This window comes from Gelidibacter sp., assembly GCF_053579655.1.
Genome location: NZ_JBMDWE010000061.1, coordinates 1 through 12,868, shown reverse-complemented (window position 1 = coordinate 12,868; position 12,868 = coordinate 1). Strand labels below are relative to the sequence as shown.

6 protein-coding genes are annotated in these 12,868 nt (G+C 37.3%); 4 read left to right on the top strand and 2 right to left on the bottom strand.

The genetic code is table 11. The features are described 5' to 3' along the window. Positions 1-396 precede the first annotated feature (396 nt). Together ACOH2D_RS17790 and ACOH2D_RS17785 are read right to left on the bottom strand one after the other, a co-directional pair. Positions 397-918: a hypothetical protein gene (locus tag ACOH2D_RS17790; protein WP_449536103.1), complete on the bottom strand. Its 522-nt coding sequence runs from the start codon at positions 916-918 to the stop codon at positions 397-399. A gap of 206 nt (positions 919-1,124) precedes the next feature. Further along, positions 1,125-2,621, bottom strand: a complete 1,497-nt coding sequence (locus ACOH2D_RS17785) for a transcriptional regulator (RefSeq protein ID WP_449536102.1) — start codon at positions 2,619-2,621, stop codon at positions 1,125-1,127. Positions 2,622-3,181: 560 nt separating this feature from the next. On the opposite strand from ACOH2D_RS17785, the gene ACOH2D_RS17780 reads away from it, so the two are divergent. From ACOH2D_RS17780 to ACOH2D_RS17765, 4 genes are all read left to right on the top strand, one after another. Then, a complete protein-coding gene (locus ACOH2D_RS17780) occupies positions 3,182-5,998 on the top strand; it encodes a helix-turn-helix and ligand-binding sensor domain-containing protein (RefSeq protein WP_449536101.1) in 2,817 nt (938 codons plus the stop codon). 221 nt (positions 5,999-6,219) lie between these two features. Beyond that, a complete protein-coding gene (locus ACOH2D_RS17775) occupies positions 6,220-9,240 on the top strand; it encodes a SusC/RagA family TonB-linked outer membrane protein (protein WP_449536100.1) in 3,021 nt (1,006 codons plus the stop codon). A 102-nt stretch (positions 9,241-9,342) separates the two neighbouring features. Then, positions 9,343-10,878, top strand: a complete 1,536-nt coding sequence (locus ACOH2D_RS17770; protein ID WP_449536099.1) for a RagB/SusD family nutrient uptake outer membrane protein — start codon at positions 9,343-9,345, stop codon at positions 10,876-10,878. Between the two features lie 29 nt (positions 10,879-10,907). Continuing rightward, positions 10,908-12,632, top strand: coding sequence for a LamG domain-containing protein (locus tag ACOH2D_RS17765; RefSeq protein WP_449536098.1), 1,725 nt, complete (start codon positions 10,908-10,910; stop codon positions 12,630-12,632). Positions 12,633-12,868: the final 236 nt, after the last annotated feature.

The window sequence follows — 12,868 nt, the reverse complement described above, 5'->3', positions numbered from 1 at the left end:
TCACTATTGTCCGGAAAAGAATTAAGACACTTCGACAAGCTCAGTAACCGCCGCTTCGCTGATAGAACCAAGAACAAAGACTAAACACGTAATTAATTGAAAATAAGGGCTGTGAAATTCATAATTAGAATGGGTTATGATGTTTTAGCAATAGTTTTCAAAAAACCTCGAAATGAAGGAGATTGAGGATCAAAAACATTTAAAGACCTTTATTTATATCTATTCTTAGTAGATCAACGCAACTTTAATCGGACAACAATGATTTAGAATTAACGAAATTGCTAAAGAGACTTTTGGTAGTGCAGGATTTCTTTAACAATCTCAAAAAAACCTCAATAGTCATGGACCGTTGAGGTTTTAAATTTTCTGAATTTGACTAAATTTTTTGTCGGATATTTACAAACCATAGTCAAGCGGATTTACTTTAACAACCTTGGTTTTATTGCCTTTTTTAAGTTGTATTTTATAAATGATGTCCGTATCACTATTCAACTTATAGTTACTGGTGCACCATGATTTGTGAAATTCCCATCCTGGATGGGCTTTGGCCAATTGAGAACCAATAGCGTAAGGAATGGCAACATTTTCATATGTGCCTTCTGATTGCAGCAATTTACCATCAGCATCATAAATGGCATCAATACGATTTTTGCCTTCAGTAAAACTCACACTATAAGTGGTTTTCAGGTGGGATGCGTAAACAGCGGCACTTTTGATGTCATAGTTGAACGCCTGCCCCTCTAATTTTTTTGATTTTTCCGCCAAATATTTGACTTCATTGGAATTTTTAAAATTTGGAGTGCTCTCATTTTTGTTTTTTAAATTCAGATTAGAGGTTTCTGTGTAGGCGAAGTCAGTTTGGGAGTGCGAAAATTGTGCGAATCCTATCAAAAGGAAGGTAATCAATAGTGTTTTCATAAGTTTTTGATTTAAAGATTAAAAGAAGATCATTTTACTCTTGTTATGATGATGGAAACCATACATTAAAACGTTTAGCTAATTTAATTCTTTGTTGCTTTAACTCATTGATTTTTAGATAGACAACCAATGGACATCCAATAGACAATTGATAGACAAGCGTTCGGTTTTGGATGGTTGACAATGATTTTTAGGATGCTGCGCCGTTAGAGTTGAATGATGAAGTCATCGAGATTGACATCATCTTCCAGATGCATTTTTTTGCGCATTCGATAGCGGCTTGTATTTAATGAGGCATTCGTAATGTTTTGAAAGGTCGCGATGCTATGACTCTCCATTTTCAATCGGATAAGGGAACAAAGACGGATTTCGTTTTTAGTTAAATTTGGAAATAAGCGCATAAGCGTGGTATAAAAGGCATCATTAAGTTTATCTAATCGCTCATAAAACACTTTACTGTCTCTGTCAAATTGAACTTTATTTTTTATATCCAACTCCAGTTTTTCTAATAGTTCACGTCTGTCTTTTTGATCAGCAGTTTTTAGCAGCTTTATTTTTTCAGACAACATTAATGCCCATTCTTGATTTTGGGTTAAGTTGAGTGCGAAATCGGATAAATCACGCTGCTTTGATTGAATTTTAGAATTCAGCTGTTCCACCTTTAAGCGTTCATTTTCCAAATGCTGCTCTGCCAACAACTCCTTGTTTTTAGCATTTATTAAATGCTGTCTGCGACCTAAAAATAGAACCAGCAATAAAACGATAAAACCTGAAGATATAAGCGTTGATATCCACAATTTAGCTCTTTGACTTTTAATTTTATTTTCCTTTTCAATACGATCAATCTCAAATTTGAGAGCTACGCGATCTACACTAATATTGTTCAGCTCATCACGCCATTGACTATCTTGTAATGCTGCAATCGTTGCCAAACTGTCCGAAAAAGAAAACCTATCGCTTAATATTTTATAAGCCAATGTCATATTATTCTGTGCTACATACAGATTTTCTTTGGCCGAAAGAAATTCAATTTGAGAATCGGCTAGAAGCTCCTTCCTTGTTTTGGCATCTTTGACTATAGAATCTACTTGAAAAAGAACGTTCTGTGCTTGAACAAGATTTTTTAGTTTAATGTTTGAGTGTACCAATTGAGCTCCAGCACTAATAAGTCGCTGAATATCTTTTGTTTTAGTCGTCTCAATGATTCCTGTTTTATAGAATTCAAAGTTGGTAGCATACAATGTTTTTGCCTGAGCATATCTATTTTGATCCATGTAGACATCTGCAATATTGTCTCGAATGCTTGCAATAAGTGAATGTTCAGGAAACTTTTGTTTAGTAATTTCATAAGCTTTTTCAAAATAGATCAAGGCAGAATCACGATCTTTTTTTGTCCTATAAAAAAATAAACCATAATTATTTATTGCAGAAGGGTAGAAGATAGAAGAAAAGCTATCATTAAAACTAATGTTTCTAATGTGATGAATAGACGCACTATCCACATTATTTATCTTTGCATAATTTTCGGCCAATATTCCACGAGCATAACTAATTACTCCGACGAAGCCCTCGATTTCATCTGCTGATAATTCTTTGTGATGAATTTCATAATAGTGAAATAAGTCATTATAGGAAGCAATGGATTCCTTATAAAATCCGATAGCTTGAAACCAATTTCCTGAATGTAAATAGGCATTGATCACAAATGCAGGTCTGTTTTTAATAAATGGCAAAAGATCCAGACGTTGGAAATGTTGTGAAAGATAGATCTCTAATTGTTGCTCAGTAAAGGACGTTCGTTTGTATGTTTTGAAATCATCCTCTGGAAAGGATTTAGCCATTTTGGAACTTAGTTCCTGATAGTTTTCATAAGCTTCATCACTTGTCAATTGTTGTTGACAAAGCATCGGAATGTGCCAGAAAATAAAAACACAGAAAAGGAGGTAATGCAGTCGTTCCAAAGCGATTGTATGATTTTCTATTGGGAAAACCTATCAAATATAATAAATATCTTGGTGGTATTAATCCTGTGTTTGAATTTGGTTTTCAGCTGTTAAGCGATGAATTCTTCCAAACGGATGGAGATAGAATTATACTTTAAATAAATTCAAAGTTGATATTACGATCGGAAGTTATCCTTTAATAAATCGTTTCGTTCGGAGACCATTTAAACCTTACTAACAATCCTTGTCATAAATTTCGTTTGAACACTTCATTTCCATTACATTTATAGAATTGAAACTTCAGACTCCAATTCATGATCATGAAATTTAAAATGCCGTTAACCTTTCCTGTCCACATTTGGATGGTGCTTTGTTATTTGCTTTTTATAAACAACTTACAGGCACAATATGCACCTCATTTTCAAAATTATGATCTGTCCCAATACAATGCCGGAAACCAGAATTGGGGTATTTCCAAAGCGGATGACGGCTATCTTTATGTCGCTAACAATAAGGGGTTGTTGGAATTTGATGGGCTTAAATGGACCTTGAGCGCACTTCCCAATAAAACGACCATTCGCTCTGTATTGGCGGTAAATAAGAAAATTTATATCGGTTCGTATGAAGAGTTTGGGTTTTGGGAACGCAATAAATTTGGACTGCTAAAATATACGTCTTTAAGTGAACAGCTGAATCCGAAGGAGTTTTTAAACGAAGAGTTTTGGCAGATCATCAAGCTGGGGGATAGCATCATCTTTCGGTCATTCTTAAATGTTTTTATCTATAAAAATGGTAAAATCAATAAAATCACACCGCCTTCGACCATACTTTCTTGCGATGTTATTGACGAAACCTTGTACATATCCACATTAAAAAACGGCATTTTTACGCTTGATCAAGGAAAAGTTATGCCGCTCATCAACCATAAAGATTTAATCGGGACTAAAATTATCTCTATTTCAAAAAAGAAAGAACAACTTTTTATAACCACCTCCTTACAGGGCATTTTTACTTATGAAAACGGCGCTTTAAGTCCATGGAGATCTGAAATAACTACCATTCTCAAAGAACAACAGCTCAATGCGTTTTCGGTCATGGCGAACGGAAATATGATTTTCGGAACCATAAAAAATGGCGTTTATATCACAGATTCTAATGGGCAAGTACTTTTCAATATTCACAAAGAAAACGGACTGATTAATAATACGGTGCTCTCGCAATTTGTGGATGGTGATGACCAACTTTGGTTAGGATTGGATAACGGATTGGCGTGGGCAGATTTAAGAAATCCGTATCTGTTTTACAATGATGTTTCAGGAAATTTGGGCGCTGTATATGATGTGATTCAATATCAGGATACGGTTTATATTGGCAGTAATACCGGTTTGTACTATATCGATGCACACAATATATTACAATTTATTGAGGGTTCTCAAGGACAGGTTTGGGATTTAAAAGAAATCGAAGGCGACTTGTTCTGCGGACATAACAATGGTACCTATCTTGTAAAAGACAAAAAATTGAAACTTATTTCGCCATTTACTGGGGGTTGGGTCATTAAAAAGGTCATGGGAGTACCAAAAACCTACATCCAAGGTACCTATGCAGGCTTGGTTAAATTTAAGAAAGAAAGTACGGGTTGGACCGCCAAACATTTGGGGCAAACCACCATACCAAGTCGGTTTTTAGTATTTGAAGATCCTTATACCGCTTGGGTGGCACATGCTTATAAAGGTTTATATAAAGTGAAGTTCAATAGTTCATATGATTCTATTCTGGATATCAAGAATTATGAAAAAAAAGGACTCTGGTCCACTTACAATGTTCGCGTCTATTCAATTAAAAACGACATTTCTATCAAGACCAATGATGGTTGGCAAAAATATGAACCCTTGTTGGATTCTATTGTGCCCTATCCGTTATTGAATAAAAGTTTTGGAAAGTATTCCTATATCATTTCTGAAGATGACATTGCTACTTTAGCCGTCAAAAACAACAATAGCATCCATTTTAAAACCTTTCCTGATGATGGCTCTCCAGCCTCACTGAATGACAAGTATTTTAAAAAGCGTCTCATTGTAGGCTATGAAAACATCTCGAAACTTAAAGATTCCATTTTGGCCTTAAGTTTGAACAACGGATTTATGATGTTTAATAAATCAATAGGAGCCAAGTCACACGCGTTGCATCCCACATTTTTTGAAAGCATTAAAATAGACAGTCAGCGCATTGTTTTAGATGCCATAAAATCAGTGGAATTGCCTAATGATTTTAAGACCTTTAGTATTTCTCTGACTTCTCCAAAATCGAAAGATCACTTTTTTGAATACGCCATGGCATCGGTCGATACGGCGATGCATTGGTACAAAATCGAAAATAATAAGTTAGAGTTTTCAAATATAAGTTATGGACAGTATGACTTCTTATTTAGAACTTCCAATCATTTGGGACAAAAATCATCTGTCAGTAGTTTAAAGGTCATAGTCTTGCCACCTTGGTATCGATCCACACAAGGCTATCTGTTGTATGGCTTATTGTTAGTATTAACGCTCGCCTTATTTTATGTTCTCCATCGAAGAAAGATCGGAAAAGAGCAACGGTTGTTGCAGTTGAAATTCGACCAGGAGCAACAAGAAATTCTCAAAGAAAAAACCATTGAAAATGACAGGCGCATTGTGGAGCTTAAAAATGAGTCGTTAAAAAATGAAGTCAAATTAAAAAGCAAACAGCTTGCCAATACAGCTATGGCTTTAGTGAAAAAGAATGAAACCCTTTTAGAGCTTAAGAAGGAAATTTCGACGCAAAAGAATGCATTTGACAATCACTTTTCATATAAAAATCTCATAAAAAAAATAGATTCTTCCATTAGCCATAAAGATGAATGGGCCGTATTTGAATACAATTTCAACCAAGTTCATGAAGAGTTTTTCAATCAATTGAAAAGCAAGCATCCAAAGTTAAATGCTAAAGATTTAAGAATTTCTGCCTACATCAAAATGCACTTATCGACCAAGGAAATTGCGCCATTATTAAATATCTCCATAAGAGGTGTGGAAACTCAAAGATATCGCCTAAGAGTCAAATTAAACCTTGATAACGATCAATCCTTAACAGAATACTTGGTTAATTTCAAATAATCATACTTCATCGCCTTTATTTTTCTATTTTTTATACGTCAAAACTACGTCAATTCTAATCTACTAATACGATTTCGTCGTTTTTCATGTATCTTAACGCTACGTCATCATTGAGTTTTATGATTATTTTAACGTTGGCGTATCTAAGGTGTAAATGAAAACTTCTTCAAGCATTTTATTCATTATATATTCGATTAACTAACACAATAAATTCAAACTATATGAAAGCAAGACTAGTTTTATGTTTATTTTTTCTTTTCAGTTACGCTGTTTCCTATGCTCAGGAAACTACTGTTAAAGGAACGGTAACAAGTGCAGAAGATCAGTTTCCTGTTCCGGGTGTTAACGTGATTATTAAAGGAACATCAAGAGGGACGAGCACTGATTTTGATGGTAATTATTCATTAAAAGTCAGCAAAGGCGAAGTTTTGGAATTCTCTTCTTTAGGCTTTAGATTAGTTTCAGTGACCATCAATAATCAGACAACAGTAAATGTTAGCCTAGAAGCAGATGTTGAAGCTTTGGGCGAAATCGTTGTTGTAGGTTATGGAACTCAGAAAAAGGCAGATTTAACGGGTGCAATTACTACCATCAAGGCTGAAGATATTGAAAAAACACCGGCAAGTAATGTCATGCAATCCCTTCAAGGTAAAGTTGCAGGCGTACAAGTAGTTGGTGTTGGATCTCCAGGCGATTCGCCAAAAGTAAGATTGCGTGGTGTAGGAACCTTTGACGGAAGCAGTAATCCGCTTTATGTGGTCAATGGGATGTTTTATGATAATATCGACTTTTTGAACACTAGTGATATCGAGTCTGTTTCGGTATTGAAAGACGCGTCCTCATCAGCTATTTTCGGACAAAAGGCTGCTGGCGGCGTTATCATTATTCAGACAAAGGCAGGTAAATTGGAAAAGAGACCAGAATTTGTTTACAATGGTTATAGCGGTTACCAATTTGCACAAAATGTGTTAAAAATGGCCAATGCTGAGCAGTTTACAACCATGGCCTATGAATCAGGTTCCCAACCGGATATCAATAAGATTCAAAGCGCCATACAGCGTTTTGGCAGAAGTAGAGTAAACCCTAATCTTCCGGACGTCAATACGGACTGGTACAAGGAAATTTTGCGTCCTGCCACTATATCCAGTCATAGTGTTGGTGTGAATGGCGGGGGGGAGAATGTCAATTATTCGGTAGGTGCCAACTACTTTTCCCAAGATGGTATTTTGGATATGAAAAATGAATATGAGCGTTTTAATATCCGTAACAGTGTGGATGTGAAAGTTTCTGATCGTTTTAAAATGGGAAGCAATATTGTTTTTAGTAATGCTACAAAATACAATGCTGAGGATGCGGCATGGTTTCAAGCCTATTTCGCAGTTCCCGTATTACCGGTTTATGATCCTTTAAATACGATGGCAAAGCCAGTGGATTATTCTGATGCCACAAGACTTGGATACCGAAACTCTCAAAATCCATTTCCAACAATGCGTTACAATGAAAATCAATTAAAGATCAGAAAGTTGCTCACCAATATTTATGCAGAGTATTATTTTATACCAAAGAAGTTGTCAATCAAGACTTCCTATTATAATGACTATTCTTCCATTGAAGAGCGCAATGTGAGATTGCCGTATTTCATTTCTGAAAACTCACAACGTGAAATTTCTTCCATTAGAAAAGCACAAGCAACCTATTCCAACCAAATTTGGGACAATGTCATCACTTACAAAGATAATTTTGGCGATCACGGTCTTACAGTATTAGGAGGTACATCCTATAGAGATGAAGCAGTTCATAATCTTTCCGCTACTGGTGAGGATATTACAGGTATTGTCTATGAAAGTTCCTGGTACTTGGATTTTGCCGATAAAGATTCGTTTAAGGGCAATGTCAGCGATAACGGTGGTCGTGTTTATGGGGTTTCTTATTTTGGAAGGGCGGAATATAATTATAAAGACCGCTATTTGCTGAATGCTACCATAAGAGCAGAAGGCGATTCAAAATTTACGGCTAACAATTGGTTATACACGCCAGCATTTGGTTTGGGTTGGGTACTATCTGAAGAAAATTTCATGCAGGACAATGGTGTTTTTGATTTCTTAAAATTAAGATTAAGTTACGGTAAATTAGGTAATGGTAGCTTAGGCAGAAGTTCTGGTACACGAACCGTGAGTATTGTGCAGACAGATATTGGAGATCAGCCCGTAAGTGGGATTGTGTCAACGAGTAACTTTTCCAATTTAAAATGGGAAGTTACAGAAGAAAAGGATTTTGGTATTTCAGCGAGACTATTCAACAACCGTTTGACTTTGGAAGCCGATTATTATATCAGAACTACTGATAATGCGGTCATTCCTGTCATTCAGCCCATCTCTAATGAAATTGTCCGAAAAAATGCGGGGGTGTTCAGAAATCAAGGTATAGAGGTTAGTTTAGACTATAATCAAATGCTCAATGAAAACTGGAGATTTAACATTGGAGCTAACTTTTCTACCTTAAAAAATGAAGTGATTCGATTGGCAGATAACCAAGAATATATTGATGGTGGTTCTTTTGAATTCCGTCAACGTACGCAGGTTGGACATCCCATACGCGCTTTCTATGGCTATGAAGTCGTGGGTGTTTATCAAAATGCTACCGAAGTCCAAAATGATCCTATTGCAGTGGCCAATAACTTGGTTCCGGGCGATTTGAAATTCCGTGATGTTAATGGCGATGGCATTTTAGATGCAGACGATCGCGTGGTATTAGGATCTTATTTGCCATCCTTTATGTATGGCGGTAATTTAGGTGTGAGCTACAAGAATTTTGATTTTTCCGTAAATGTTTCCGGACAAAGTGGAAACAAAATCTTAAACCGTAAAAGAGGAGAGGTTGTTTATACAAGTGATACCAATATGGATGCTGATTTAGCCATTAACCGTTGGCATGGTGAGGGAACTTCCAATTCCTATCCCTCTTCAGCTGGCTTAAGAAAAGGCTGGAACCAAAATTTAAGTTCTTACTTAATTGAAGACGGGTCTTATTTCAGGGTTCAAAACATTCAATTGTCCTATACCGTTAAGTCGGGTTCGTTGTTAGGTAAAAACATGCCAGAAACACGATTGACCTTTACTGCAGAGCGTCCATTTACCTTCTTCAAGTACAACGGGTTTGATCCAGAAGTTCAAGACGGCATCGACAGACAAACCTATCCTGTTCCAGCAGTTTACACGATGGGAATCAATATCAAAATTTAAAAAATGCGAAATATGAAACGAGCATGCAAAAAATTATAACATTCTTGGGAATGATTAATAGCGAACTGCATGTGACCATTAAAAAGCAATAAAAATAAACACATGAAAAATATAAACTACTTATTAAATCCGCTAGTATTCGTGCTAGTTGCAGGTTTGTGCTTTACATCTTGTGAAGACAAGCTGAAAGAACAAGACGGTCAGTTAGGAACAGGAGATCTTGATTATACCAAGACCAGTGATATGATTTTACCTTTAATTGGTGCCTACGGACAAATTTACTCCAGAGGTTGGGAAGATCCATTGTTGTTAGGTGTAAGAGGCGACGACGTTAACGCAGGTGGTTTGGGAGACCAACAGCCATTTGCGGATACAGATCGATTCAATTACGATAAAAACTATTGGATGTACAATTCACTTTGGACCAATATGTACAGCGACATTCTTGATATTAATAATGCCCGTGAAACCATTCAGACTTACAAGGATTTTGCACCGCAAAGTGCCTACGCAAAAGCCGATCAGTTTATGGCAGAAACTAAAGTTTTGAGTGGTTGGACGCATCTTCAAATGTCACGTGTATGGGGTCCTGTATTTATCATTACCAAATCGGATGTTTCTGATGATTTGGCAAATGGTGTCGCAAGTAAAGCGGAGGTCATGCAATATGTGTCTGATTTGATGGACGAAGCCATTCCTAATTTACCAGATATGCGACCAAATCAGCGTACTGACGTTCCTGGGGGAGTCACAAAATACACGGCATTGGCTGTAAAAGCAATGGCAAACTTGGAACTTGAAAATTATCAAGAGGTTGCCAATGCTGCCGGAGCGATTATCAACTCCAATAAATTTGTGTTGTTTAATGATTTTTACGAGTTATTTAAAAAACCTGGGGAATTGAGCGATGAGAATTTATTTGAATTTCAGTTCTCTGATTATGGTTCGGCCACAGGATCGGTCAACAACCATTTATATGCACCATTTGGCCCAGAAAACTGGACGCCAGCAAGAGCAGGAGCCAGTGGCGGATGGGGATTTTATGAGCCGAGTTTCAAGTACATCAAGTTTATGCTCGATAGAAATGATAAGGTACGTCTGCAAACCAGTGTTCTGTTTACAAATCGTGGGATTGCCGAACTTAAAACAGATCCCGCTTATGCGACTCTTCCTTCTTGGATTTCAAATACGACACCAGATGGAGACATCATTAATGATTATAACAGAGCGAAATTTTCGAGTGGAAAACACTATTTGCCGTCCAATCAGTTGACGGAAGGACGTAATGATTACGGTTCAGGTAAAAACTTTATTGTGATTCGTTATGCAGAAATATTATTGATGTATGCGGAAGCCTTAACCAAAGGCGCGAATGGGAATGGCATGACGGCTGATCAAGCGGTTAACTTAGTGAGACATAGAGCGGGTTTAGGCGACTTGTCTGGCGTTACACATGCTCAGGTTATGGACGAGAAATTTGCTGAATTAGCAATGGAATGGGGAGTTCGATATTTCGACTTAATCCGTTTGAAAAATTATGGCGAATTGAGCTATGATGGCAGAGTCTTTTCAGCAGATAAAGCGTTGCTACCTTATCCTCAGGCACAAGTGGACTTGTTACCATTGGGCAATCAATAAAAATAATTCACTTTATAAATCATATAAAAATGAAAAAATTTAATAAACTCATTCTCGGATTATTTGCCTTGGTTTTCATGGTGTCTTGTTACGAAGGTATTGATCCCATTTCTGAAGTGAAGCCAGGTGCAGATGCTGGTGGTCCAGTGGTTACCATTTTAAGACCAGCTAACGGACTTATAATACAGGTTCCAGAGCCGGTCACATCAACAATGGTTCAGTTTAAGGTTGAAGATGATATTGAAATAGCCTCTATCAAGGTGATGTTGGACGGCGTTGAAATAGCATCTTATGATCATTTTTTGGATTATCGAATTGCTAACATAGAGTTCATGTATGATACCATTACGACAGGAGATCATAGCTTATCAGTTATTGCGGCAGATTTAGCTGGAAACGTCACAACGGCAACCTCTAATTTTACCAAGTCACCGCCATACACACCACTATTCGCAGGGGAACAATTTTACATGCCTTTTGATGGCGATTTTACAGAACTTATCAGTTTTAAAGCTGCAGGCGAAGTAGGAAGTCCAGGTTTTGGTGGTAGTGGTTATGCAGGTTCAAACTCTTACAAAGCTGGAACAGATAGTTATTTAACCTTTCCGGTAAGTGAATTAACACTTGGCAATAACTTTAGTGGTGCGTTCTGGTACAAAGTCAATGCTACTCCAGATCGTGCGGGTATTTTAACCATAGGCGCAAATGCTGATGACCGTAATCAAGGTTTTAGATTGTTTAGAGAGGGAAATGCCGAAAATCAACGCATCAAATTGAACGTTGGTACGGGTAATACGGATGTTTGGAATGATGGTGGCGAAATTAGTGTTGCTGCAGGCGCGTGGGTGCATGTAGCTTTTACCATTTCAGCAACCCAAACCAAAATTTACCTTAACGGATTGGAAGTTAATACGAGTAACTTAAGCGCCCCTATTGATTGGACAGGAACCTCCCAATTTGTTGTTGGTGCTGGTGGACCAACCTTTAGCTATTGGGATCATAAATCAGATTCGAGTTTGATGGATGAGCTGCGTTTGTTTGACACGACCTTATCACAAAATGAGATAACCAGCATGATTGCCCAAGGCAGTCAAAAACTACATCTCAACTTCAATGGTAGCTATTCTGATTCCGTAAGTGGCAGACAAGCTACTATTGTGGGGTCGCCTGGTTTTGCAGGCGAAGGGTATGCCGGTTCAAATGCTTATAAAGGTGCAGAAAATTCTTATTTGACCTTCCCTACAGCTGGATTGCTAGGCAGTCAATTTAGTGCTGCATTTTGGTATAAGCTCAATGCCGTACCAGATCGTGCAGGGATTTTAGTGGTTGGACCTCCAGATACAGGCAATCCTGATTTTCCAAATGTTCAAAACAATCGTAAAAGTGGCTTTCGCTTTTTCCGGGAGGGTGGTGCCACGAATCAGACTTTCAAATTGAATGTAGGAAATGGAACCGATGATAATTGGTTTGATGGTGGCGCTGCGGCGACCATAGATCCAACTACAAATAACGGATGGATTCATTTGGCCTTTACGATTTCTCCAACAGAATGCGTCATATATATAAATGGGGAAATTGCCTCAAAAGGTGCTTTTTCAGGAGTGAATTGGACGGATTGTGAATTGATGTCCATTATGTCGGGAGCACCTCGATTTACAGAATGGGGTCACAAATCTGATTTAAGTGTTATGGATGAGCTGAGGATTTTTGATAAAGCCTTGTCACAATCAGAAATTAAATCCCTCATGTTCTAAATCAGATTGACGCCCGCACCATTTTTTTTATTGAGTTAGTTTCATTTGATTTTGGCTGCATTTTGGTGACGAAATGCAGCTAAAATTTTAGTGAGACCCGCAATTCTAAACAATGCCTTGGCGTTGTTTAGAATTGCGCTGGTCGAACTAACCCCGCTTTTTGCGGGGTCTCAAGTATAGAAATACGTACCAATAATCAGATAGTTTAAAATCAAGGTGGCTGAAATTAATTTTAC